Origin of the sequence: Janthinobacterium svalbardense, from assembly GCF_002327145.1 — a bacterium.
In the GTDB taxonomy this organism is placed as follows: Bacteria; Pseudomonadota; Gammaproteobacteria; order Burkholderiales; family Burkholderiaceae_D; genus Janthinobacterium; species Janthinobacterium tructae.
In genome coordinates this window covers 2,104,091-2,129,148 of record NZ_CP023422.1, presented here as the reverse complement: position 1 = coordinate 2,129,148, position 25,058 = coordinate 2,104,091, and the positions used below count along the sequence as shown (strand labels likewise).

The following is a 25,058-nucleotide window of genomic DNA, read 5'->3' as shown; positions in this document are numbered from 1 at the left end:
CATGACAGCGCCCCTCCCTCCGCCACGCGGCCTGGTGCTGGTGGCCGACGACGATCCCGTGATGCGCTTGCTGATGCGGCAAATGCTCACGCAGGTAGGCCTGGACGTGATCGAGGCCGAAGACGGCGTGCAGGCGCTGGCCAGCTACAAGCACAGCGGGCCGGACCTGGTCATGCTCGACGTCGACATGCCGGCCTTGGACGGCTTTGCCGTGTGCCGCGAAATCCGCCGCCAGGAAGTGGGCGGCAGCGTGCCCATCATCATGGTCACGGGCGGCGACGAACTGGAAGCCGTCACGCGCGCCTACGAGGTGGGCGCCACGGATTTCATTTCCAAGCCCATCAACTGGCCCATCCTAGGCCACCGCGTGCTGTACGTGCTGCGCGCCAGCGACGCCATCGCCCGCCTGCGTATCGCCGACGCGCACAACCGTGCCGTGCTGGCCGCCATCCCCGACACCTTCTTTCGCCTGAATCGCGAAGGTTTTTATCTCGACTATGAACAGGGGCACGACGCCAGCGCCGGCTTTTCCCTCAGCGACTGCGTGGGCAGCCATATCGGCGATGTGCTGCCGCCCGAAATCGCCGCGCGCCTGCTGGACCAGGCCCACGCCGTGCTGGCCACGCAGCACATCGGCTCGGTCGACTACACGCTCACGCACGAAGACAGCACGCGCCATTTCGAGGCGCGCCTGGTGGCGACGGGGGCTGACGAGGTGCTGGGCCTGGTGCGCGACATCAGCGAGCGCAAGCGCACGGAAGAGCAGATCCGCCGCCTCGCCTATTGCGACAGCCTGACGGGCATCCCCAACCGCCAAGCCTTCCTGGAAACCCTGGAGCGCGAACTGCTGCGCTCGAAGGAGCACGACAAGAAATTCGCCGTGCTGTTCATGGACCTCGACGCCTTCAAGCGCATCAACGACACCCTGGGGCACGACGTGGGCGACCATCTGCTCAAGGTGGTGTCCGAGCGCCTGCGCGAAACCATCCGTCCCAGCGACCTGGTGCTGCGCGCCGAACACGAGTTTGAGGCCAGCTTCGGCGGCAGCAACCTGGCCCGCCTGGGCGGCGACGAATTCACGATTTTGATTCCCGACCTGGAACGGGTGGAAGACGCGCTGAACGTGGCGCATCGGGTCAAGGAAGCCATGCGCCGGCCCTTCATGATCGAGGCGCACGAGATTTTCGTCACGGCCAGCATCGGCATTTCGCTGTATCCGGAAGATGGCGAGGACTGCAATTCGCTACTCAAATATGCGGACACGGCCATGTACCACGCGAAGAACTGCGGCAAGAACAACGCCAAGCTGTACAGCTCATCGCTGACGATGGAAATCATGAGCCACGTCAAGATGGAAGTGGGCTTGAGGAAAGCCTTGCAGAACAACGAGCTGTACCTGCTGTACCAGCCGCAGATCGACGTGCCCAGCACACAGATCGTCGGCGTGGAAGCGCTGGTGCGCTGGCGCCATCCCGAGCGGGGCATCATTTCGCCCACGGAATTCATCCCGCTGGCCGAAGAGACGGGACTGATCGTGCCCATCGGCGAATGGGTGCTGCGCACGGCGTGCAACCAGGCCAAGGCCTGGCAAAGCGATGGCGGACGCGCCATCCGCATGGCCGTCAATCTGTCGGCCAAGCAATTCAAGGATGAAAACCTGATGCAGATCGTGCTCTCGGCGCTGGCCGACACGGGCCTCGATGCGCGCCTGCTGGAACTGGAATTGACGGAGGGAACGTTGATGGACGATGCGCGCGCCACCATGGTGACGCTGGAGCAATTGCGCGGCATCGGCGTGTACCTGTCGATCGACGACTTCGGCACGGGATACTCGTCAATGAATTACTTGAAACGCTTCGACGTGCGGGCCTTGAAGATCGACAAGAGCTTTATCGCCGGCTTGCCGCAGGATACGGAAAACGCGGCCATCACGCGCGCCATCATCGCCATGGCGCATGGCTTGAAAATGGTGGTGGTGGCCGAGGGCGTGGAGACGGACGAGCAGTTGTTGATGCTGGAAGAATACGGCTGCGACATGGCGCAGGGATACTTTTTAGGCCACCCGTCACCGCACGACACGATTACGGCCATGCTGGTCAGGCAGACCGACCAGCTGGCCAGCCTGGAAACTAGAGCACTTCGAAGGCAAGGATTTGCGTGACTTGCTGCGGATTAAAATTATCGTCGGAAATCATCACCAGGCTGCGGCGGCCGTTTTCCAGGCGCGGGCCCCAGCTGATGCCTTCGATATTGTCGATTCTTGCCAGGCCGATCTTTTCCAGGTCCAGCAGCAGGCGCTTGCGCGCCGGCACGTACTTCGCGCCCGCCAACGCCGGCATGGACTGGATGTCGGTGGCGCCATCGGTGTCCATCGCGTAGATGCGCACATGGTTCGAATACACGCCATCGGCGTGCTCCACGCCGGCCCGTTCCACCACCAGCACCTGATGGTCGTTCACCGCAAGGATTTCCGACACGCCATTGTCCGCTTCGCGCCCCGGCGCAGGCCGCGACGCCACGGCTTCAATCGGATACGCATACTGGCGCAGCACGGTGCCGGCGCGGTCCAGGCGCGTGATGCGCACCACGGAGCCATTGTCGGGCGTAGCCAGCGGGCCATCCTGGTACAGCGCCGCTTCCATGCCCAGCCACAGGCTCTTGCCATCCGACGAGAACGATAGTGCCTCGAAGCTCATGTTGTTGCGCGATCCCGTTTCCTCCTGCGAAACCTTGAACATGGCGGGCGTGGGCAAGGTTGCCAGGTAGTGGCCGCCGCTATCGGCGTGGCGTACGAACGGGTGCAGGCCCACCTTGCGGTTGCCTTCGCTGCCATACCACAGGCTGCCGTCCTGCGGATCGACGCGGATGGTCTCGATGTCGGGCACCTGGTCGCCCTGGTCCAGTTTTGCATGCGCCAGGTTCGGGTAGCGGCTGCCGTCAGGCTGCGTGAAGAAATGCACGCTGTTCAAGGTCACGCCCGTAAACGCCTTGCTGTCATAGTTCAAGGCAGCGCGGTAGAAGCGGGCCGGATTGATTTCCGAGCGGTCATCGCTTTCCATCACCCAGCTCTTGTTGGCCGCATCGTAGTCGATGCCGGACAAGCCGCCCACCGTGGTGCCCTCGAACGCCTGCTTCAAGGCGATGCGCTGTTCGCCGATCAGGCGCAGGCCGGCAATCGGCGCGTCGTGCGGGAAGCTGGCGCAGGCGGAGAGAAGGATGGCGGCGGACGCCAGGGCAAGCGCGGCGCGCGCGCGATGGAACGGTTGAGGCATGCTGATTCCGAAATTAATTGAACCCAAAAGCAAAAGCTGGGGTCAGACCCGACGGGTCTGACCCCAAAAATCACACCACGCCATCGGCCTTCAGTTGCGCGATAGCGGCCGCATCGTAGCCCAGCGACGCCAGCACCTCGTCGTTGTGCTGGCCCAGGGTCGGCCCCAGCCACTGCGTCTTGCCGGGCGTGGCGGACAGCTTCGGGCTGATGGCGGGCAATTTGACGGGCGTGCCGTCGGCAAAATGGTGTTGTTCGAACATCTCGCGGGCGAGAAATTGCGGATCGCTCAGCATGTCGCGCACGGAGTAAATTTTGCCAGACGGCACATCGGCCGCCTTCAGCACGGCCAGCGCGCTATCTATCGTGTGCGTGGCGCACCAGGCGCCGATGGCGTCGTCGATTTCCTGCGTGCGCGCCACCCTGCCGTCGTTGCGCGCCAGCTGCGGGTCGCCCGCCATGTCGATGCGGCCCATGGCCAGCATCAGGCGCTTGAAGATGGCGTCGCCGTTGCCGGCAATCACGATGTTTTCGCCATCGCCCGTCGTGTAGGTATTCGAGGGCACGATGCCGGGCAAGGAACCGCCCGTGCGCTCGCGCACCACGCCCGCCTGGTCGTATTCGGGCACCAGCGACTCCATCAGATTGAACACGGATTCATACAGGGCCACATCGACCATCTGCCCTTCGCCGTGCTCACGCCCACCTGTCACGTCGCGGTGGCGCAGCGCCATCATGGCGCCGATTACACCGTGCAGGGCCGCCACCGAGTCGCCTATCGACACGCCCACGCGCACGGGCGGGCGGTCGGCAAAGCCGGACACATAGCGCAGGCCGCCCATCGATTCGCCGATGGCGCCGAAACCGGGCAAATCCTTCATCGGCCCCGTCTGGCCGAAACCGGACAGGCGCACCATGATGAGGGACGGCTTTTCCTTTTTCAGCTGTGCGTAGCCGAGATCCCACTTTTCCAGCACGCCGGGGCGGTAGTTCTCGATAATGATGTCCGCTTCCAGGGCCAGCTGGTGCGCGATGGCGCGGCCTTCCGGTGTCTTCAGGTTCAGGGTCAGACTTTTCTTGTTGCGCGCCTGCACCGACCACCACAGCGAGGTGCCATCTTTCAGCACGCGCCAGGTACGGATGGGGTCGCCGCCATCGGGCGACTCGATCTTGATCACGTCGGCGCCGAATTCGGCCAGCATGCGGGCACAGAACGGCCCCGCGATCAGGGTGCCCAGTTCCAGCACTTTAATGCCTACCAAAGGACCTGCCGACGTTTTTTCTTGCATGATTTAGGTTGCCCTGCGGTCGAGCATCGCGCGGGCAATCGTGCCCGCGTCGACGTATTCCAGTTCGCCACCCACGGGTACGCCGCGGGCCAGGCGGCTCACGCGCAAGCCCCGCGCCTTCAGCATTTCGCTGATGTAATGGGCCGTCGCTTCGCCTTCATTCGTGAAATTGGTGGCCAGCACCACTTCACCGACCACGCCATCGTTGGCGCGGCCGAGTAATTTTTCGAGGTGGATATCTTTCGGGCCGATGCCGTCGAGCGGAGAGAGCCGCCCCATGAGCACGAAATACAGACCCTTGTAGGTGAGCGTCTGCTCGATCATCAGCTGGTCGGCAGGCGTTTCCACCACGCACAGCAAGCGCTTGTCGCGCTCTTCGTCGAGACAGGTCTCGCACACTTCGTGTTCGGTAAAAGTATTGCACAGGCCGCAGTGATGCACGGCATCGACGGCCTGGAACAGGGCGCGCGACAGCATGGCCGCGCCTTCCCTATCATGCTGCAACAAATGAAATGCCATCCGCTGCGCCGACTTGGGGCCGACGCCGGGCAGGCGCCGCAGCGCCTCGGTCAAAAATTCAAGCGACTTGGACATGGATCAACCCTGCCCCGTGCCACAGATCGAGCGCATGCGGGATTGCATCAGAATGGCATTTTGAAGCCGGCTGGCAAGTTCATGCCGCCGGTCAAGCCTGCCATTTTTTCCGCGGACGTCGCTTCCGCCTTGCGCACGGCGTCGTTGAAGGCGGCAGCCACCAGGTCTTCCAGCATGTCCTTGTCGTCAGCCAGCAGCGACGGGTCGATGGAGACGCGCTTGACGTCGTTCTTGCACGTCATGACGATTTTCACCAGGCCGGCGCCGGACTGGCCTTCCACTTCCACCAGCGCCAGTTGTTCCTGGGCCTTTTTCATGTTGTCTTGCATTGTTTGCGCCTGCTTCATCAGGCCAGCCAGTTGATTTTTCATCATGAGAATGCTCCGTTAATTCAGTTTGTGAGTGTGTTAATCATCAATGCAGGGTCGGCGCGGCGGAGCCGGCCGGTGCAGGGGTAATCGTTCCCGGCACGACAAAAGCGTCGAATGCACGCTTCATGTCGAGCACGAAGGGATCGCTGGCGATGGTTGCTTCCGCTTGCAGCTGGCACGCCTCGCGGTGGGCCTGCGCTTCCGCGCTGGCCGTGTACCAGACGGCGCCCAGTTCCGTGTCGACCGCGACCTTGCGGCCGAAGCGCTCGGTCAGCGCGGCCGCCAGTTTTTCCACGTTGGCCGGGCTGCGCCACGTGTCGATCGGCACGCGCAGGCGGAACGTGGTGCTGTGGCCGTCGTGCAGGCATTCGATCAGCTCGGCCTGCACGGCCAGCTGCTGGGCCACGCCGCGCAAGGGCAGCACGGCGGCGACGGCCGGCCAATTGCCATCCCAGTCCAGGCCAGGCACGGGCGTGATCACATACGGTCCGCTGGGCGCGGCTTGCTTGGCGGCACGCTGCGGCATGACGACGGCCGGCTGCTCGGAATTTTGCGCGGCGGGCGCCGACACGGCGGCGGACGCGCTGTCGTCGGAAAATTCGGTGACCCACGGCGGCAAGTCGTCGTCGGCGGGCGCCTGCTGTGGCGCTGCCTGGCGTGCCGGCTGCACGGGCGCGGGCGCGGGTGCGGGTGCGGCCACGGGAGCTCCCATCACGGCGACGGGTGGCGCATCGTCCCACGGCGCCGGCGCTTTTGCGGCGGCCGGTGGTGGCGGTGCAGCCTGGACAGACGCGGCCGGGGCTGGCGCTGCGGCGACAGGTTCCGGTACTGCTACTGGTGCCGGCGCGGCTGGCTTGGGCGCCGACGATGGCGCCGATGGCGCGCTGCCAGGACGGCCTTTCGAAGCGGCGCGGGCCGCTTCCAGCGCCGCGTTGATGGCGGCGCGGGCGGAACTGATGGGAGCGCCCGAGGCTGCCGGGGCAGCAGCAGCAGCAGGCGCTGCCGGTGCCGGGGCTGGGACAGGTGCTGGCGCAGGTGCAGCCACACGTGGCGGCGGCGCTGCGCTGCGCGCCATGCTGGCGGCAGCGGCGGCCACGACGGCGGGCGGGGTCACGGTTGCATGGCTGGCCACGCTGTTGGTGGCGGCGCGGGCTGTCGGTGCGGACGCGCCAGCGGCGGCGCGCGCGGCGGCCACGGCAGCGGGACGGTTGCCGGGAGCTGATGCAGGTGCAGCCGCCGGCACGCCATCGGCGCCGCCTATGCCGGGCCGAAAGGCCAGCATGCGCAGCAAGGTCATGGTAAAGCCCGCGTACTCATCGGGCGCCAGGCCCAGTTCATTGCGGCCATGCACGGCGATCTGGTAAAACAGCTGCACTTCTTCCGCGTCAAAGGCGGCAGACAGGCGCACGATGTCCGCGTATTCCGGCAAATCCTGCGGCAAGGCGGCGGGCACGGTTTGTGCCAGCGCAATGCGGTGCAGCAAGGTGCCCAGATCCTGCAGCGCGCCGTTATACGACAGGCTGCGCGAAGCCATCTCGTCGGCCACGGCCAGCAGATCGGCGCCATCCTGCTGCGCCAGCGCGTCGAGCAGGCGCACCAGGTACGATTGGTCGAGCGCACCCAGCATGCCTTGCACGGCGTCAAGCGTCACTGCGCCGGCCGCGTAGGCGATGGCCTGGTCCGTCAGCGACAGCGCATCGCGCATGGAACCGTGGGCGCCCTGGGCCAGCAGGCGCAAGGCCGGCTGTTCGAAATCGATGCCTTCCTGGCCCAGGATATTGTCCAGGTGGCTGATGATGTGGCCGGGCGGCATCTGCTTGAGGTTGAACTGCAGGCAGCGCGACAGCACGGTCACGGGAATCTTTTGCGGGTCCGTCGTGGCCAGGATGAACTTGACGTGCTCGGGCGGCTCTTCCAGCGTTTTCAGCATGGAATTGAACGCGTGGTTCGTCAGCATGTGCACCTCATCGATCATATAGACCTTGAAGCGCGCATTGCTGGGCGCGTAGACCGCCTGTTCCAGCAGCTGCGCCATTTCATCGACGCCGCGGTTCGACGCCGCATCCATCTCTATATAGTCGACAAAGCGTCCCGCATCGATTGCCGTGCACGCTTCGCACACGCCGCAAGGCTGGGCCGTGATGCCGCCCGTGCCATCGGGGCCGATGCAATTGAGCGCTTTGGCCAGGATGCGCGACAGGGTCGTCTTGCCGACGCCGCGCGTGCCCGTGAACAGGTAGGCGTGATGCAATCGGCCGCTGTGCAAGGCATGCGTGAGCGCGCGCACGACGTGCTCCTGGCCGACGAGCGTCTCGAAATTCTTGGGGCGGTATTTACGGGCGAGGACTTGATAGGACATGCTGAGATTTTACCATGCGATTTTGCGGGTGATCCTGCGCGGCGGGCGCAAGCCTCATGGCCGGGCCATTCACTATGGCAAACGCGGCAAAGCAGCAATTGTATAACATGGAGAGTGGCATTTCTGGAAAATCAGGCAAGCATGCGGACTGGCAAAACACAGCGCCGCAAAACAAAAAAGCCGCCATCGGCAGCTTTACTGTTTGTTTCCCGAAGGAGGCGAGCCTGATCTGCGGCACTCATGGTTAATAGCCGTGGCTGCTTCGTTCCCGACCTGACCAGGTTAGCCATGCCACGATGCGCAGGGGCCCGCCAGGGACAATTATAACCGGTCTGCGCAAGATTGGGAAATTGCCGTGCAGTCGAGCCGCACTCAGAAGAAAAATCCGGGGTCAGACCCGGCGGGTCTGACCCCAGCATTTACGCCGCTGGGTTTAAATACCCAGCTCTTGCCAGATACTGTCCACCTTCGCCTTCACTTCCGGCGTCATGGCGATCGTCGTGCCCCACTCGCGCGTCGTTTCGCCCGGCCATTTATTCGTCGCATCGATGCCCATCTTGCTGCCCAGGCCACTGACGGGCGAGGCGAAGTCCAGGTAATCGATGGGCGTGTTGTCGACCAGCGTCGTGTCGCGGATGGGGTCGACCCGCGTGGTGATGGCCCAGATGACTTCCTTCCAGTCGCGGATATTCACGTCTTCGTCGACCACCACGATGAACTTGGTATACATGAACTGGCGCAAGAAGCTCCATACGCCGAACATCACGCGCTTGGCGTGGCCCGCATACTGCTTCTTGATCTGCACCACGGCCATGCGGTAGCTGCAGCCTTCGGGCGGCAAATAAAAGTCCGTGATTTCGCTGAACTGCTTTTGCAGCAGGGGCACGAAGACTTCGTTCAGGGCCAGACCCAGCACGGCCGGCTCGTCCGGCGGCTTGCCCGTGTATGTGGAGTGGTAAATCGGGTCGCGGCGCATGGTGATGCGGTCGATGGTAAACACGGGGAAACTGTCCTGCTCATTATAGTAGCCCGTGTGGTCGCCATACGGCCCTTCCAGCGCGTGTTCATAGCCGCTCGGATGGTTTTCGTCCGGGTAGATATGGCCTTCGAGCACGATTTCGGCCGACGCGGGCACGCGCAGCTCGCTGCCAATCGCTTTTACCAATTCGGTGCGGCTGCCGCGCAAGAGGCCGGCGAACTGGTATTCCGACAGGCTGTCCGGCACCGGCGTGACGGCCCCTAATATAGTAGCGGGATCGGCGCCCAGCGCGACGGCGATCGGATACGGCTTGCCCTTGCTTTGAAGCGCATGCTCGCGGAAGTCCAGCGCCCCGCCCCGGTGCGCCAGCCAGCGCATGATGACCTTGTTGCGTCCCAGTACTTGCTGGCGGTAGATGCCCAGGTTTTGCCGCTTCTTGTTCGGCCCCTTGGTGATCACCAGGCCCCAGGTGATCAAGGGCGCGATATCACCGGGCCAGCAGTGCTGGATGGGCAGGCGCGCCAGGTCGACGTCATTGCCTTCCCAGACGATTTCCTGGCACTTCGCGCCGCGCAACTCTTTCGGCGACATGTCCCACACGGATTTCACCAGCGAACCGAGGCCCAGCAAGTCCTTGAAATCCTTTGGCGGTTCCGGTTCCTTCAGGCGCGCCAGCACATGGCCGATCTTGCGCAACTCGCTGACATCTTCCGCGCCCATGCCCAGCGCCACGCGGCGCGTGGTGCCGAACAGATTGCCCAGCACCGGCATGTCGTATCCCGTCGGATTGTTGAACAGCAAGGCCGGCCCGCCTGCGCGCAAGGTGCGGTCACACACCTCCGTCATCTCCAAAATCGGCGAAATGGGGGTCGAAATGGGCTTAAGTTCCCCCATTTGTTGCAGTTGAGAAATAAAATCTCGCAAATCTGAATATTTCATGTGTTTTTAATTTTTTTTGACGTCGGACGCCGTTGCTGAAGGATCTATGCCAAGTAATTGATTTTATTGGCTTTTGGCACAATGCAAGACAAAAAGTAAGACATAAAAGTAATAAAGAATCGATTCGTTAGTATTGACTTGATATAAAACGGCTTCTACAATTCGCCCAACTTGAAAGAGCACGCCGGCCCAGAGCTTGATTTTAGCGTTTCTCTTTCATTCACGGAGTCGGGGCTCCACATGACATTTTAAGGAGTGTTTTCAAAAGGCGTCTGCCTTACCCCCGGTAAAAGTTGTATTGCGACTGATCCAATACCAGCATGGGACCGATCAGCTCAAGCAAGCAATGACGGCGTTTCTCGCACGCATCCATACGCGGCGGAAACGATGATATTTCTGATGCACGGCATTGGCAGTACCCACAACACCGCGAGACCGCGGAGGGACTGCCTGTTGACGCGACATTTCGGGGAACTCTATGACTCATCGTAGCACTGAAGCAGCATTGCCTGCTTCAACCGTGGCTGGCCAGCCAGCGTTGGCGCGTTTGCGCGCCCGCGCACAAGCCATTTCGGCACGTGGCGTATTGACCACGGCGCAACACACACTGACAGTCTTCGGCATTTCCGCCCTGGCACTGATCGCCCTGCTGATGTTCCGCCCCGACCTGGGCAAGCAACTGACGCACAGCCTGTTCCCGCTGCCCATGGCAGAGGCGCAAGCCGTTGAAGCGCCGGCCCTGTCGGCACTGATGGAAGCGCCTGCTTCCGTGCAAATGGCCGCCGCCAACGAGGCACCTTTGACCAAGGAAGAAAAAGCCTTGCTGGGCACGCAAAAGCAGCAGCAATGGGTCACCAACTGGCTCTCCAAGCGCTACCGCGTGGCCAACGATGCGACCAATATGCTGGTCTCGACGGCGTACCTGACGGCCCGCGAAATCAAGCTGGACCCGCTGCTGATCCTGGCAGTGATGGCCATCGAATCGGGCTTGAACCCGTTCGCGGAAAGCCCCGTCGGCGCACAAGGCTTGATGCAAGTCATGTCGAAAGTGCACCATGAGCGCTTCCAGGAAATGGGCGGCGTGCAAGCAGCCCTGAACCCGGTCGCCAACATCCGTGTCGGCTCGCTGATCCTGAAAGACTACGTCACGCGTGGCGGTTCCGTCGAAGCGGGCTTGAAAACCTATGTCGGTGCCGCCAACTTCGCCACCGACTCGGGCTACGGCTCGCGCGTGCTGGCCGAATACCGCCGCCTGAAGCAAGTATCGGCTGGCCAGCGCGTGCCGACCAGCACGCCGGTGATGGCATCGAACACGCCAGCACCAGCCAAGGCGCCGGCAGCGGAAAGCGGCAACATTACCATCAAGATTGCACCGCACAACGAGATCGCGGGTCTCTGATCCCCCTGTGACCCTTTAAAAGCCCTCACAGGGGCGTCCAAAGAAAAAGCCACCGGCACTTGCGTGCGGTGGCTTTTTCTTTGCCCTGCGGCCTACGCCGCAGGAACTACTTTCTCTATTACTTGCGCTTGTTGGCGCCCACTTCTTCCTCGCGGAATTTCACTGCCAATTTATCCAGCACGCCGTTCACATACTTGTGGCCGTCAATACCGCCAAACGACTTGGCCAGCTCGACCGCTTCGTTGATGACGACGCGGTACGGGATTTCCATGTTGTTCTTCAGCTCGAACGCGCCGATCAGCAGGATGCCGTGTTCGATGGGCGACAGTTCCGCGATGTTGCGGTCGATCAAGGGAGCCATGCTGTCGCGCAGCGCCAGCGAATCCTTGATGGCGCCGTACAGCAGCACCGTGAAATGATCGCCATCGGCCTTGTCGAAACCATGCGCGGCGCGAATATTGTTCACGACGGTGGTCGCGTCTTCATTGTTCAGCAGCCACTGGTACAAGCCCTGCAGCGCAAACTCGCGCGCGCGGTGACGCGGCGTGCGGTTTTTGCTGGGATTGGCGAGCAAATTTTTCTCAGTCATGATTGTTACCTGTTCTTAAATACGTATTTACTGCAGATAGTGACGAATACCGCAGCGCACTGTTGGACAGCACGCTGTGGCGCAAGCACGATTAATCCTCGTCTGTGTCCTGCAACTCTTCTAGCGCTTGCGCCAGATTGGCCATTTCCACTGCCACGCGTGCCGCTTCGGCTCCCTTGACCAGCATGCGCACTTCCGCCTGCTCGTCGTTTTCGGTCGTCAACACTGCGTTGGCGATGGGGATGCCGTAATCGAGACCGATGCGCGTGATGCCTGCGCCCGATTCGTTCGATACCAGCTCGAAGTGATAGGTTTCACCGCGAATCACGGCGCCCAGTGCGATCAGGGCGTCGAATTGCTCGGTTTCTGCCATTTTTTGCAGAATCAGTGGGATTTCCAGGGCGCCCGGCACGGTCACGTGCAGGATATCTTCATCGGCCACGCCCAGCTTGCTCAACTCTTCCAGGCATGCCGACAGCAAGCCACCACCGACGATTTCATTGAATCGTGCCTGGACGATACCGACGCGCAAACCTTCGCCGGCAAAATTGGTTTCATAAGTTCCTACGCTCATCATATGCCTCTTTAATCTGGTGGTTCAGGGCGACATGCACATGCCGCCATCGTTTACTCTCACATCGACGCCTGACAAAAATTTAGTCAGGCGTCTGGCCTGGATGGCACTGAAAACCCGTCACTTCCAGGTCGAAACCGGCCATCGACGGCATCTTGCGGGGACTGGCCAGCAATTGCATCTTGGATACGCCCAGGTCGCGCAGGATTTGCGCGCCGATGCCATAGCTGCGCAAGTCCATGCTGGCGGCACGGCCTTTCGGCTTGGCTTGCGGCGTGTCGAGCGCGGCGAACTGGGCAAACAGCTCGCTGGAGGTCTCGCCACAGTTCAGCAAGACCATCACGCCCCGCTCGGACTGCTTGATGGCTGCCATCGAGGCCGCTACCGTCCACGAGTGGGTGGTCGCTTCGCTTTCCAGCACGTCCAGCAGGGAAACGGGCTGGTGCACGCGCACCAGCGCTTCCAGGCCAGGGGCCAGGTCGCCGTGCACGAGGGCCAGGTGGGCCGAGGCGCTGGGCTTGTCGCGGAACGCGATCAAGCGGAATTCGCCGTGCGCCGTGTGCAGGGTGCGCTCGGCAACGCGCTCGACCAGCGACTCCGTCTGGCTGCGGTAATGGATCAGGTCGGCAATCGTGCCGATTTTCAGGCCATGCTGCTCGGCAAACACCAGCAAGTCCGGCAGACGCGCCATGGTGCCGTCGTCCTTCATGATTTCGCAAATCACGGAAGCGGGCGTCAGGCCGGCCATGGCCGTCAAGTCGCAACCGGCTTCGGTATGGCCTGCGCGCATCAGCACGCCGCCTTTTTGCGCTTTCAGGGGGAAGATATGGCCGGGCTGGACGATATCGCTGGGCTGCGTGCCCTTGGCCACGGCCACCTGGATGGTTTTGGCGCGGTCGGCGGCGGAAATGCCCGTCGTCACGCCTTCGGCCGCTTCGATGGAAACAGTAAAATTGGTGCCGTAGGCGGTGCCGTTGCGCGACGTCATCATCGACAGGTTCAGCTCGTCGCAACGCTCTTCCGTCAGGGTCAGGCAGACCAGGCCACGCGCATGCGTGATCATGAAATTGATGGCTTCAGGCGTCACGAAATCGGCGGCAAGCACCAGATCGCCTTCATTTTCCCGGTCTTCTTCATCGACCAGTATCACCATGCGGCCGGCGCGCAATTCAGCGACGATCTCTTCGGTGCTGGATATAGACATTATTCATCCTCGTATGACGCCTGGCCAAACCTGCTGCGCGTCGGTATAGACGGCCTGCGATGCTCACCGTACCTTGGTACGGTTGCGCTTCTCAGCCACCTCTGCCTTCCGCTCGCGACGGTTTTGCCGGGCGTTGTTAATGACACTAAAAACTGAAACTGAAATTGAAACGTCGAGCGCGAAAATTCTGCGGATTTCCGGGAATTTTCTTATAACCTGCTATTTTAAAGGATTTAGCGCTTGCAGACCTGAAATAAGACAGCTTTGCGGCACGGATGCCGCAGCTTGTCCCGCAAAGCGCCGATTCACCGCTCCGCCGCCCACGGAGGCGGCAAGACGCGCGCCGCAGGCCTTGCGAAGAGCATAAGATCAGCCAGTCATCGCCACGGCGCTGGCACCCCACTCGCAGCGACACCCTACACAGGAGCGGCAACATGAAAACCAACGGATCGGCCATCTGGTCAGGCGGAATCAAGGACGGCAAGGGCGCCATCAGCACGCGCAGCGGCGCCTTGCAGGAATATCCCTACGGCTTTGCCAGCCGCTTCGAAGGCAAGCCCGGCACCAATCCCGAAGAATTGATCGGCGCCGCCCACGCGGGCTGCTTCACCATGGCCCTGTCGCTGATCCTCGGCGAAGCGGGCCTGACGGCGGAAAAGATGGAAACGACGGCCGAAGTGACCCTCGACAAGGTGGACGACGGTTTTTCCATCACGGCCGTCCACCTGATCCTGAAAGCAAAAATCCCGGGCGCGGACCAGGCGAAATTCGAGGAATTGACGGGCAAGGCCAAGGCCGGCTGCCCCGTATCGAAATTACTTAAAGCCAACATTACCCTGGACGCTACCCTGCTGCCCTAGATTTTCGTCACGGGCTTGACGGGCTCCACGGCAGCGACGGGCGCCACCAGCGGCAGGCGCGAGTCGCTGGCCGGCAATGGCCGGTTCATCAAGCCCGGATTCAGTGCTGCATTGTTGAGGTTATACGCGGCGATGGCCGCCGCCACGGACGGATCTTGCGACGAGGGCGGCGGCACGGCCATGCCCGCGTTTTGCGCGGCCAGCGCTTGCGCCTGCGCATTTTGCTGGGCCAGCTGGGCTTGCGCCGTCGCCAGGCCCGCATCGGCTTGTACTTGTGCTTCGCCTGCCAGCGACTGAGCCCGGTCGGACGCCGCCCGTATCGCCCCTGCGGCTTCCTGCTGCTGCACCTGCTGATCGGTATTCATGCGTTCGCTGTCGATGCGCCGGGCATCCACGCGCAGGCTGTCTGCCCGCTGCGCCTGCAGCAAGTCCTGCTCATCGATGGTGACGGCTGCCGGCGCCGGCGGCCGCAATTCCTGCAAGTCCAGGTTCAGCTCTTCCGTTTCCAGTTGCTGCTGCAGTTCCAGTTGCCGCTGCGCAATGGCAGCAGTTTGTGCCGGCGCCCCTTGAACCGTGGCCTGCGCGGCGCTGCCCGGCAAGGCTGCGCCCGTCAAATCCGCTTCGACATTGGCCGCCAGCGGCGCGCCCTGCTGCCGGGCCAGCACGGCGCCCACCTGTGCCAGCACGTCCGTTCCCTGTTGCAAGGCATCCAGGGTGGCGCTACTGTCGGCCGCATATGCGGCTTGCAAAGTTGCTGCGTCGACATCTTCATTGCGCAAATCGATGCCGATGCGGGCCAGACCTGCCTGGGTGAGCAAGCCGCCGTCCTGCGCCAGCGCAGCGGCCGCATCCGTGGTGCCATCGCCCGACAGCAAATCGTAGCGCTGCGCCAGGCTGCCCGGCGTGTCGCCCGCCGTCGCCAGCTGGCTGGCATCGATGCCGCTCGTTTGCAGCTGGGCGAACGATTCCGTCAGCTGTCGCGCCAGCGCCAGCAAGTCATCATTGACGTTTACGGGGGTATTTGCCGCGCCGGCCTGCTCTGCGGCGCCCTGCAAGGCCAGCAGTTGCCGACGCGACAAGGCCACGCCGGACAGGAACTGCCCCAGCGGGGAGAGGTCGACCTGGGTCGATGACAGAGCGGCGAGGGCCGCCGCCGTGCTGGACGACGGCACGGGCAGCGCGGGCAGCAGCGCTGCCGTCTCGCCCACACGGGACATGGCCGGGATGGTGTTGGGCACGGTTGCGCGCGAAATCGGGTCCATGGCTAGCCTCCACTGCGGAAAGCTTCATAGTATGCGCGTCTGCAAGAAAAGCAACACACGCTTGGCAAGATGCGAAGGCCGGCGGGTGTGTTGCTGTGTTCAGTTGCTGTGTTCAGTTCTTATTTCAGGCGGCAGCCTTGTCCAGCGACAACATGCGCTCGACATAGCGGGCGATCAGGTCGATTTCCAGGTTGACCTTGCCATCGACCGTCAGGTGCTTCAGGGTCGTCATGGCAATGGTGTGCGGAATCAAATTGATCGAGAAGCGGCAGCCATTGACGGCGCCCGCGCCCAGGTCTTCCACGCGGTTGACGGTCAGGGACACGCCGTTGACGACAACGGAACCCTTGAAGGCCAGGTATTTCGCCAGTTCGTGCGGCGCTTCGATGACCAGCTCCCACGATTCACCCACGGCTTCGAACTTGCGCACGATGCCCAGCCCGTCGACGTGGCCGGACACCAGGTGGCCGCCCAAGCGCTCGGCCAGGGTCAGGGCTTTTTCCAGGTTCACTTCCGTGGTGGTATCGAGGCCCACGGTGCAATTGAGGCTTTCGCGCGAGACATCGACGGCAAAGCCCGTGTCCGACTTTTCCACCACCGTCATGCAGGCGCCATTGATGGCGATCGAATCGCCCAGGGCCACGTCGGCCAGCGGCAAGCCGCCCGCGTGGATGGTCAGACGCACGCCGGCGTCGAGGCCGCCTTCGAGTGCTTGCACGGTTTCAATCTTGCCAATGGCGGCAACAATTCCTGTAAACATGGAGCTAACCCTATAAAAATGAGTAAATTTATTAATTGCGCTGGGCGAATCTTGCAAGGATACGCAAATCTTCGCCCACTTGCTGAATCTGGTGAAATTGCAAAGTGCGCTGCTGTTTGAGATCCGTCAAGGCGGGCAAGGCAAACATGCCTTGCGCATCGCCCAGCAAGGTGGGCGCCAAGTAGACCAGCAACTCGTCGACGCAGCCTTCGCGGATCAGCGAGCCGTTCAGCCTGGTGCCGGCCTCGACGTGGACTTCATTGATCTGCCGGCGTCCCAGTTCCAGCATCAGCGCGGCCAGGTCGACCTTGCCGGCCGCGTTCGGCAACAGAATGACTTCCGCGCCCAGGGCGCGCAGCTGCGCCTCTTTCTCGGGGTTGGCCACGGCGGCCACGATCCACGTGCCGCCGCCCTGCAAGATGCGCGCATCGAGGCTGATGTCGAGCCGGCTGTCGACGACGATGCGGCGCGGCTGGCGCGGCGTCTCGACGGCGCGCACGTTCAATTGCGGATCGTCCGCCTTGACCGTGCCGATGCCCGTCAGGATGGCGCAGGCGCGCGCGCGCCACGCATGGCCGTCGGCACGCGCTGCCGGTCCCGTGATCCACTGGCTTTGTCCATTGTGCAAGGCCGTCATGCCGTCCAGGCTGGCCGCCGTTTTCATGCGCACCCACGGCTTGCCGCGCTGCATGCGCGAAAAGAAGCCGATATTCATTTCATATGCCTCGTCGGCCAGCACGCCCGTGGTGACGGCGATGCCGGCCGCTTCCAGCTTGGCCAGCCCCTGCCCCGCCACCAGCGGGTTCGGGTCCGTCATGGCGGCCACGACGCGCCCCAGCCCCGCGCGCACGAGCGCATCGGAACAGGGCGGCGTGCGGCCATGGTGGTTGCACGGTTCCAGGGTGACGTAAGCCGTGGCGCCGCGCACGTCGTTGCCGCGCGCCGCCGCATTCGCCAAGGCTTGCACCTCGGCATGATCCTGCCCCGCCGCCTGCGTCACGCCGGCGCCGATCACCTGGCCATCCCGGACGATCACGCAGCCGATGCGGGGATTGGGCGAGGTCGTGTATAAACCGCGCGCAGCCCATTCCAGCGCCAGGCGCATGCCATCGATATCGTTGAGTATTTCCACGGGCTTCTTTGATAGTGAGTAATAGATAAGTCGGGTTACGAACTGTCGGCCACGCCGCTGCAATTGGCCGCCTGCTGCTGCGGATCGCACACGCGCACCCGGCCCAGCATATTGATTTTAATATGGCGCACCTGCTTTCCCAAAGTCAGGGACAAGGTACCCCAACGCGCCGCCAGACTATTGGTCGCGCTGCAACTGCGTCCTGCGCCATTGTAGGCGATATAAAACGGCGCCGTGGCCGAGGAAAACGCAAACTGGGCCGCAATGCCCGCCGGCAGCGGTCCCTGGCGGAACAGCAATTCGTCGCCGTCATCGAACGCCAGGTTGGCATTGCGATCGATGAATGCCAGCCAGCCCGTGCCCCAGTCCGTGCCACCAGGCCCGGCCGGCATCAGCAGCACGCGCTGTCCCCGCGCCATTGCCTGCGCCCGCGTCAATTCGATGGCCGAAAACAGGTCCGTGGCCGCCGCGCGCACCTGCTGGCGTGCCAGCAACTGCTGCAGGCTGGGCATGGCAGCGGCCGCCAGCAGCGCGGCGATTGCCAGCACGGCCAGCAATTCGAGCAAGGTATGCCCGCAGGTGCGCCCAAAGGTGCGCCCGGTCCGCGGTGGCCGCTTGGGCTTGACCATGAACTAAGGCCAGCAACGGCTGGTGGGCCCGCTGCTGCCGCGCTGACCCGTGCTGCTCAAGGACAGGACACCGCAATCGGCATCCTGGAATTGCGCATCGACCTTGGACGTGCCCGGCGTGGCCCGCAACAGCACGCATTGCCCGATCGCCAGGCCGGGGCAGGCGAGCGCCTCGATTTCATACGCGCTGGCAGCCGGCTCGTCGCCGGACCACCACGGAAACGCTTGCACCTGCGGCGCCGGCGAGGCCGAGGAAAAGGCCAGGTAGCGGTTGTTTTGCGAATAATAGCGCTCCTGCTGCTGCATCAGCCGCAGCAAGGTCGCCTGTCCCTGCACCCGCTTGGCGCGCACGACATGGCCGTGATAAGCGGGCACGGCCAGCGCCAGCAGCAGGCTCATGATCGCCAGCGCGGACAACAGTTCGATCAGGCTGAAGCCCAAGGTGGTGGCGGGGGCGCCACCGTGTGCAGCGGGCCAGTGCCGCCTTGCCAACGTCCCCATGCAACCGCCCTCCTCTGCTAAAAGCACCAGCCATGCGCTGCGCCGGCCTGTACCGCTTTAACTTTCTGCACGCCAGCCATGCCCACGCCTATTTCTTCTTGGCCGCCTCGTGCAATTCGCGCCAGTTCGCCACTTCGCGCCAGCTCAGGCGCCGCGCGGGCAGCGGCGCGCTGACGACCTTGAGCACCGTCCCGCTGGCCGCACCGGGCAAGCCAGGTTGCAGCACGGCCAATTCCTTGCGCCCCTCGGCCCGCCCTGCCGCCGTCGCGGCGCCCACCGTGCTGTTCAGTTCCAGCGCCAGCGGCGGCGCGCGCGCCATGCCATCGAACAAGCGCCCCGTCTGCTCGCCCGCCTGCACGACGCCGGCGCCATCGGCGGCAAAGCCGCTCAGCACATCGAGCACGTACAGGCGCGTGGCCGGCTTGGCGCAAGGGTCGCGCCCCGGCAGGACGGTATTGAACAGCACCTTGCCGGCGGCCAGTACGGGACTGTTGATGCTGCGTTCGCCCGTCTGCGCGGGATTGAGAAAATCGAGATGCCAGCCGTGCCTGGCGCCGCTGCCCGTGTAGCGCAGTTCGGCGCCATCGACGCGCACGCCGCCCACCGCCTCGCCCAAGCTGCGTGGCTCCAGGTCGGCCCGGCTGCGCGTGGGAGAGGCATCGCGCACATCGTCGTACACGGCATAAAACGACTGCGACAGAAAGGCGGCAGGCCAGGTATCGGCCGCTTCGAGCAGCTTGCCTGTGCCGAACAGCAGCACATAGCCGCCACCGGGCGCGTACGCCACGCTCGGTTGCTGCGTCACGGGCTGGCGCCGCCCCTGCGCGTCGCGTGCGACAAAGACCAGCTTGCGCCCCGCGCCCTCCTTCCACGGCGGCCCGCCAGCCATGTCGAGGCGCCAGATATTGCCCTGCAAATCGCCCGCATAGATATACGCCAGCGCGCCATCGCCACCCGGCACCACGGCGGGCGGGGCCAGCGCGTGGAGGACGGCATCGGCGTCGGCGTCGGCGTCCTCATCAGTTTCATGGCCACCGCCGCCACTGGCCACGGGCACCTTGAGCCGGAAGTAATTACTTCCCAACAGCCAGGGTGTGCCAGGCGCCTTGTCCAGCGCCAGCAGAAACATGGCGGCGGCCGCTGCGGGCGCCGTCGTCTCCTTGCCGTCATTCACATGGTTGTTGTAGCCGCTGGCAACAATGGCAAAATCGCGGTAGGCCGGCGCGCCCTCCTTGCCGCCCATGTTGATGCGCGCAAAGGATGGCGGCGCGCGAACATTGCCCATCAGCTTGTCGTCGCGATCGGTAAATTCCCACAGCGCCCCGTCTTGCGCGAAGCGCGCCGGGTCCGTGATGTCGAGCGCAAACACACCTTGCGCCCCGCCGCCCATGCCCGCCACCAGCACCGTCTTCCAGCGTCCCAGCGCCAGCACTTCCGCCGTGGCCGCCGCGCCATCGAGCAGCGGGCCCGGGCTGTAGTGAGTGCTCGCAGCGGCTGCCGCCGCGTGCAGCAGCGCCTGCGGAAGATAGGCGAACACTTCGCTGCCCGTGCGCGCATCGAAGGCATGCAGCAAGCCATCGTTGGCGCCCAGGTACAGTATTTTGCGCCGCTGCAGCAGCGCCTGGCGGTGCAAGCCATAACCGGCGCCCGGCATGCCCAGCCCCGGCGCGCCCACGTACAGCAGATTGGCGTATGGTGCCGCGCCCAGGCTGCTTGACCTGCGCCGCAGGAAGCCGCCCGGCTGGCCCACCTCGTGCGTGCGCTGGCCCAACAGGTACGCCAGGCGCACCGCCCCTTGCCCATCGCCGCCGTCGAATGCGCTGCGCTGCTCCGCATCGAGCCGCGTCCAGATCAGCGGCATCAGGGCGCCCTTGGCATCGAGCGTGTAGACGGGACGCAAGGCCGCTGGCGTTCCACCCGGTGCCACCTTGTCCAGCCCGCCGGCGCGCCACCATGGCTTGCCGGGAAGCAGTGCGCCATCGGCGCCCACGGCAAACGCGGCGCGCGACAAGCGCATGCTGCCATCGGCCAGGCGCAGCTGCGTCTGGAACCAGTATGCCTCTTCCGTCCCGCTGGCCAGCGCCATCAGGGCCGGTCCGGCAAGCGTCGCCGGCAAGGTAGCCTTGTCGGCGGCCGCAAAGGCCGCGCGCAGTCCCGCGATCAGGGCGGCCGGGTCGCTGCCGGGCAAGTAATGGGCGGGCCAGCGGCCGTCCACGCTCCACTCCTCCAGCGCGCTGCCCGTTGCGCTCTTGAAGGGGTTGGCGTCGCCGTTCGCATCGAGAAAGCCGCCATATTTGGCCGCCAACAACAAGGGCGTAGTAGCGGGCATAGAGCCGGGCACGCCCGCCGGGTCGCCCTGGCGCAAGTCGCCAGCATAGTGCTCGACCTTTGCCATGCCGTCGTTCTTGCCGCCAGGACGCAGTGGCTGCACATGCGACCAGTAGGCCAGCCCTGCCGCATGGTAGCTGGCGCCGCCCGCCCCGTGGGCCAGCAGCTCCAGCGCCGCCAGTTCGGCCCGTGGCGCGGGATTGCCGGGCGCGCCGCTGCTTTCCAGGCTGCCCACCGCATGCGTCCAGGCCATCGCATCGAATGGCGGCGTCGCAAAGCCATCGGCGGCGCGGGCACGGTCGCCGTTGGATGCGGGAGCCACAGGAACATTGCCGGGCACGTAGCGGTCACCCGCCATGCCCCCATCGCCGAGGCTGACGACGATGTGGCGCTGGCAGCTGGCCGTTTGCGGGTCGCTCCATTCGCTCACAACCGGCAAGCCCTCGTCGATGGCGGGCGGGGCCGTGGCAGGCGGCACCGGGGCGCTCGCCTGCCTTCCCTGCAGGTAGCGCAGCGATTCGTACAGCAATTCGGCCAATGACGCCGCCCCCGCGTATGCACCGGGATGTCCGGCGTTGCTTCGGCCCAGGCCATTGATGTAAGCGGTCACCCCGCCGTCAGGGCTCGCAGCTTGAGACATATAGACGCCAGTGGCTCGATTCCATTCGGCGTCGGCATTGTCCTGTGGCATATAGTCGGGCGCCGTCCAGCGCTGCCGTCCCACGTGGGCCAGCGGCGCGCGCAGCACGCCGCCATACACGGCACCGGCACTGGCGGGCACGCCGCTCAAATGGCCAAACACGCCCACGCGCACCCGGCCGCCATGGCGCTGCACGGCGCCCACTGGCTTGTAGTTCTTGCCATACGCCAGGCACAAGTCGTCGCGCAGCGGCCCCTCTTGCGTGTCGCAGACGCGCACGCGGGCGAGGAACACACCGTGCGTGGCGGCAGTGCCGGGCGCGTTGCAACTGCCGCCCGGGGGCAAACTGGCGTCGCCGAACAGCAGGCGATTACGGCAGGAAACGACAGCCAGTTGCGCCAGCGCAAACGGTGTCGCCGCCGCCACGCCGGCCTGCAAGACCTTGCGCGGGAAAAAGACCGGGTGGGCAAAGAAATCGATGGCGCCGTCGCCATCGGGCAGCCAGGCACGCTGCAGCACCGTCTTGCTCACTTCGTCGATGACGCGGTCGCCGCCCGTCAGCGCATAGCGGACGATATCGAGCATGCTGGCGCTGGCCCAGTTCAGAAAGTTGCCACTAAAACTATCGCCGCCGCAGCCGTGCAGCGCATCGGCCCGTTTCAGCACAGAGAAGTAAGCGGTCGCTACGCGCAAGTCCGGCAGCATGACACCGTCCTTGTTGCGGGACGGATAGCTGTAGCACATGCTCGCATGAAAGTAACCGGCGTACTCGCGCTGCGGCGCATAGTCGCCGCCATGTGCGGCAGCGGCGGCCGCATGCGTGAGGGACAGGTTGAGCAACAGATTCGGTGGCACCCTGGCACCGTGCAAGCCCGCGTCGGCCCGTGCCAGCGTCACCGTCGGCTGGGCCGCGACGGCACCACAAGCCAGGCAAGCCAGCAGCATCAAGCAGACGGACCACAAAGCGAATGAGCAAGCCCTCATGGCCCCGCTCCCGCCGCCTCTTTGCGATAGTAGCTTTGCAGCACGACTTGCGTGCTTTCCTGCGCGCCAAAACCGATGGCCGTGATGCGGTACACATAGCTTTCCGTGGCCACGCCGCCACTCACTGCCGCCGCCTGTGCGCCGGGCGGGTGGAACGGCAGCAGTTCGATCAGGTAGCGGGGCCGGCGCGACGGCAGGAAACCCTGCCCCGTCTGCATGACGGCGCCCGTGAACTGGCCATATGGCACGGCGCGGCTGCTCCCTTCGGCGCCATCGAGATCCGTACTTAGCCAGAGTGCTGGCGCGTCCGGGGCTGCAGGCAGGCACAGACCCAGTGCGCCTCCCTCGCCACAGCCGTCCGCGAAGCCGGCCGCACTGCCTGGTGCGAAGAGGCTGCTACGCCCCGGTGCGCCGGGCAAGCCTTCGATATCGTTCTGCGCATCCACCAATGCCTCCTCCGCCGCCTGAAACGCGATCTGCCGGTCGCGCTCGCCGCGTGCCGCCTTTTCGCCCTGCAAGGCGATCTGCGCCGCCGATATGCCCAGCAGCAAGATGATCACCAGCAGACACAGCACATACACGAGGGTGGCGCCACCGTGACGTACAGGAGCTGCGCACCAAGGTTCGCAACAGCGCCCGCCCGCGCCAGCCATCATGGCGCCCGCCTAGACCGGCCCGTTGCGCAGCACGATGCTTGTCTGCACCAGTTGTCGCAGCCGCGAGCGCGTCGCGGCGGGCAAGGCCGTGCGCGCGATGCGCACGCCCGTGTCGCCAGCGCCGTGCGCCTCGGCATATGTCTTGCCGAACAGGTCGAACTGCGCCGGCCCCAGTTCCGCCATCTTGTCCGCCTGGCCCGCTTCGCCATGCAATAGCAAGGCCACGCGTACGCCGGCCACGCGCTTCCAGTGCGTGCGGCGGTACAAATCGCGCTGGCGCGCGGCCGCATCCGCACCCACCAGCACCAGCGCCGCATCGAAGGCGTCGAGCGCGCTGGCGTTGACATAGCGGTTCGCCACGCCGTCGGGCGGCATATCCGTGTCGAGGCCATACAGCACCTGGAAGCCGTCGACGCCGCGGATGATGGCATCCGCACCCCAGCCGTTTGCGCCACGGTATTTGCAGCGCAGCTCGCCCTCGCCATCGGCGCCCTGCGCTACATAGAAAATGCTCCAGCCCCGCTGCGCCTGCGTTTGCGCGGCGCCCACGCCGAAGCCGGCGCAATTGAGCACGGAACCGTCGCCGCCCTCTTCCTTGCCGGCACCGTAATAGCGCAGGGCCAGCACGTCGCTGCCATACAGGGCGCCGGGCAGCGCTCCGCTGATGCCCTCGCTGTTCTTGCCCAGGCTGCGCGCGTCGAGCCCGGCGATATTCGCGCTGTCGTGCGCGGCATGGGCGACGGGCGCGGCGCTGCTATCCCAGTTCACATACGCCGTCTGGCGCACCGCGCGGGCGATGGTGTCGAGCGCATAGCGGCCGTTGTCGTCCAGGCGCGCACTGGCGGACTGGTCGCCATAACTGCCGCTGGCCGCCAGCAGCACGCTACTGGCCGCCAGCATCAGCAGCGCGCCCAGCGACAGGGCCACCAGCAATTCGACCAGGCTCATGCCCCGATGCCGGCGCAAGACCGTGTTCATGCGCCGCCTCCCAACTGGAATGCCAGCCTGGGCAGCGAATCGCCTGCCGCATTCACGGCCGGTGATCCATCGGGCTGTCGGCCCCGCCAGCCCAGCTTGATGACGATGGGTGCGCCCTTGCCGCCGCTGCACGCCCACGGCAAGCCCTGGGCGGCGGCATCCCAGGCGGGCGCGTCGCGGCAGATATGCAGGCGCGCGCCGGGCAAGGCCGCATGCAGCTGCTGTTTCCACTCGGCGATGTCGAATTGCGCCAGTTCGGCCGCGCTGCAGGCGGCAGCACCAAAACAGTCGGGCGCGCCACCGCCTGCTTCGGCGTCGTCCGCCGCCGCGTAGGCCACGTTCAGGTAGGGATTGCCCGTATCGGGGCCATTCATGAGCACGCTGTTCGCGCGCATGCGCTCGGCCATGCCGGCGGCCAGTTGCACGCCCGCCGACAACAGCGCCGACTCGTGGCGCGCGCGCAGGGAATGCAGTTGCAAAATGCTGGCGCCCAGCAAGCCCAGCGCCAACAGCAACAGTGACACCAGCACCTCGACAAGGCTGCTGCCACCCGCAGGAAACATGGTGCGACCGCCATTGCGCATGCGCTACTCCCTTCCGCAGACAGAGTCGCAAGAACAGGCGGCCCAGCTACACGATAGGCGCGCGCAAAAAACGGGATCTGCGCTGGCGCAAACAGCACGGCGATAAGGTGAGAAGAACAGCGTAGGGATTGATCAGACCGCTTGCCAGGCGAACGCTGGCGTGGTGCACACGGGGC

At 64.4% G+C, this 25,058-nt stretch carries 21 protein-coding genes and 1 other RNA gene; 3 read left to right on the top strand and 19 right to left on the bottom strand.

Annotated elements, in window-relative coordinates; translation table 11 throughout:
* Position 1 precedes the first annotated feature (1 nt).
* Positions 2-2,161: a putative bifunctional diguanylate cyclase/phosphodiesterase gene (locus tag CNX70_RS09465; protein ID WP_096234486.1), complete on the top strand. Its 2,160-nt coding sequence runs from the start codon at positions 2-4 to the stop codon at positions 2,159-2,161.
* On the opposite strand, the gene CNX70_RS09460 is transcribed toward CNX70_RS09465, so the two are convergent.
* The 7 genes from CNX70_RS09460 to ubiD all read right to left on the bottom strand — a co-directional run bounded on the left by CNX70_RS09460 (position 2,130) and on the right by ubiD (position 9,802).
* Positions 2,130-3,272: an esterase-like activity of phytase family protein gene (locus CNX70_RS09460; protein WP_096234485.1), complete on the bottom strand. Its 1,143-nt coding sequence runs from the start codon at positions 3,270-3,272 to the stop codon at positions 2,130-2,132. The two genes, CNX70_RS09465 and CNX70_RS09460, sit on opposite strands and share 32 nt — an antisense overlap.
* Before the next feature lie 70 nt (positions 3,273-3,342).
* Positions 3,343-4,560: a CaiB/BaiF CoA transferase family protein gene (locus tag CNX70_RS09455; protein ID WP_096234484.1), complete on the bottom strand. Its 1,218-nt coding sequence runs from the start codon at positions 4,558-4,560 to the stop codon at positions 3,343-3,345.
* A gap of 3 nt (positions 4,561-4,563) precedes the next feature.
* A complete protein-coding gene (gene recR, locus CNX70_RS09450) occupies positions 4,564-5,154 on the bottom strand; it encodes a recombination mediator RecR (protein ID WP_071078710.1) in 591 nt (196 codons plus the stop codon).
* Between the two features lie 47 nt (positions 5,155-5,201).
* Entirely contained in the window at positions 5,202-5,528 is a 327-nt protein-coding gene (locus CNX70_RS09445; protein ID WP_096234483.1) for a YbaB/EbfC family nucleoid-associated protein, read from the bottom strand.
* Between the two features lie 40 nt (positions 5,529-5,568).
* Positions 5,569-7,884: a DNA polymerase III subunit gamma/tau gene (gene dnaX / locus CNX70_RS09440; RefSeq protein ID WP_096234482.1), complete on the bottom strand. Its 2,316-nt coding sequence runs from the start codon at positions 7,882-7,884 to the stop codon at positions 5,569-5,571.
* A gap of 214 nt (positions 7,885-8,098) precedes the next feature.
* Positions 8,099-8,197, bottom strand: an RNA gene (gene ffs / locus CNX70_RS09435) — signal recognition particle sRNA small type.
* 120 nt (positions 8,198-8,317) lie between these two features.
* Complete coding sequence (ubiD, locus tag CNX70_RS09430; protein WP_096234481.1) at positions 8,318-9,802, bottom strand: 4-hydroxy-3-polyprenylbenzoate decarboxylase; 1,485 nt, start codon at positions 9,800-9,802, stop codon at positions 8,318-8,320.
* Positions 9,803-10,280: 478 nt separating this feature from the next.
* Here ubiD and CNX70_RS09425 point away from each other — a divergent pair, with 478 nt between their 5' ends.
* Positions 10,281-11,201 carry a lytic transglycosylase domain-containing protein gene (locus tag CNX70_RS09425; protein ID WP_167389630.1) on the top strand — a complete coding sequence of 307 codons (921 nt, stop codon included), beginning with the start codon at positions 10,281-10,283 and terminating at the stop codon, positions 11,199-11,201.
* A 118-nt stretch (positions 11,202-11,319) separates the two neighbouring features.
* Here the strand turns inward: CNX70_RS09425 and nusB are convergent, their stop codons facing one another.
* From nusB to ribBA, 3 genes are all read right to left on the bottom strand, one after another.
* Positions 11,320-11,790: a transcription antitermination factor NusB gene (gene nusB / locus CNX70_RS09420; protein ID WP_071078713.1), complete on the bottom strand. Its 471-nt coding sequence runs from the start codon at positions 11,788-11,790 to the stop codon at positions 11,320-11,322.
* Positions 11,791-11,881: 91 nt separating this feature from the next.
* Positions 11,882-12,364: a 6,7-dimethyl-8-ribityllumazine synthase gene (gene ribH, locus CNX70_RS09415; RefSeq protein ID WP_071078714.1), complete on the bottom strand. Its 483-nt coding sequence runs from the start codon at positions 12,362-12,364 to the stop codon at positions 11,882-11,884.
* Positions 12,365-12,446: 82 nt separating this feature from the next.
* The gene (ribBA, locus tag CNX70_RS09410) at positions 12,447-13,568 is read right to left on the bottom strand and encodes a bifunctional 3,4-dihydroxy-2-butanone-4-phosphate synthase/GTP cyclohydrolase II (protein ID WP_096234479.1); all 1,122 of its coding nucleotides are present in this window, start codon (positions 13,566-13,568) and stop codon (positions 12,447-12,449) included.
* Between the two features lie 434 nt (positions 13,569-14,002).
* On the opposite strand from ribBA, the gene CNX70_RS09405 reads away from it, so the two are divergent.
* Positions 14,003-14,428 (top strand): OsmC family protein, encoded by a 426-nt coding sequence (locus tag CNX70_RS09405; protein ID WP_096234478.1) that lies wholly within the window; start codon positions 14,003-14,005, stop codon positions 14,426-14,428.
* Here the strand turns inward: CNX70_RS09405 and CNX70_RS09400 are convergent.
* The 9 genes from CNX70_RS09400 to pilV form a co-directional block, all read right to left on the bottom strand.
* Positions 14,425-15,690: a hypothetical protein gene (locus CNX70_RS09400; RefSeq protein WP_096234477.1), complete on the bottom strand. Its 1,266-nt coding sequence runs from the start codon at positions 15,688-15,690 to the stop codon at positions 14,425-14,427. The two genes, CNX70_RS09405 and CNX70_RS09400, sit on opposite strands and share 4 nt — an antisense overlap.
* A 124-nt stretch (positions 15,691-15,814) precedes the next feature.
* Positions 15,815-16,450 (bottom strand): riboflavin synthase, encoded by a 636-nt coding sequence (locus tag CNX70_RS09395; protein ID WP_070219574.1) that lies wholly within the window; start codon positions 16,448-16,450, stop codon positions 15,815-15,817.
* Positions 16,451-16,481: 31 nt separating this feature from the next.
* Complete coding sequence (gene ribD, locus CNX70_RS09390; RefSeq protein ID WP_208624552.1) at positions 16,482-17,555, bottom strand: bifunctional diaminohydroxyphosphoribosylaminopyrimidine deaminase/5-amino-6-(5-phosphoribosylamino)uracil reductase RibD; 1,074 nt, start codon at positions 17,553-17,555, stop codon at positions 16,482-16,484.
* Between the two features lie 62 nt (positions 17,556-17,617).
* Positions 17,618-18,211, bottom strand: coding sequence for a GspH/FimT family protein (locus CNX70_RS09385; RefSeq protein WP_279629350.1), 594 nt, complete (start codon positions 18,209-18,211; stop codon positions 17,618-17,620).
* A gap of 3 nt (positions 18,212-18,214) precedes the next feature.
* Complete coding sequence (locus CNX70_RS09380; protein WP_096234475.1) at positions 18,215-18,712, bottom strand: type IV pilin protein; 498 nt, start codon at positions 18,710-18,712, stop codon at positions 18,215-18,217.
* 88 nt (positions 18,713-18,800) lie between these two features.
* Positions 18,801-22,664: a pilus assembly protein gene (locus CNX70_RS09375; protein WP_096234474.1), complete on the bottom strand. Its 3,864-nt coding sequence runs from the start codon at positions 22,662-22,664 to the stop codon at positions 18,801-18,803.
* Positions 22,661-23,320, bottom strand: coding sequence for a pilus assembly PilX family protein (locus tag CNX70_RS09370; protein ID WP_341865564.1), 660 nt, complete (start codon positions 23,318-23,320; stop codon positions 22,661-22,663). The genes CNX70_RS09375 and CNX70_RS09370 overlap by 4 nt, the downstream gene beginning before the upstream one ends.
* 9 nt (positions 23,321-23,329) lie before the next feature.
* Positions 23,330-24,298: a PilW family protein gene (locus tag CNX70_RS09365; RefSeq protein WP_096234472.1), complete on the bottom strand. Its 969-nt coding sequence runs from the start codon at positions 24,296-24,298 to the stop codon at positions 23,330-23,332.
* Positions 24,295-24,882, bottom strand: a complete 588-nt coding sequence (gene pilV / locus CNX70_RS09360) for a type IV pilus modification protein PilV (protein WP_244199091.1) — start codon at positions 24,880-24,882, stop codon at positions 24,295-24,297. Before pilV ends, CNX70_RS09365 begins: the two co-directional genes overlap by 4 nt.
* Between the last annotated feature and the right edge of the window lie 176 nt (positions 24,883-25,058).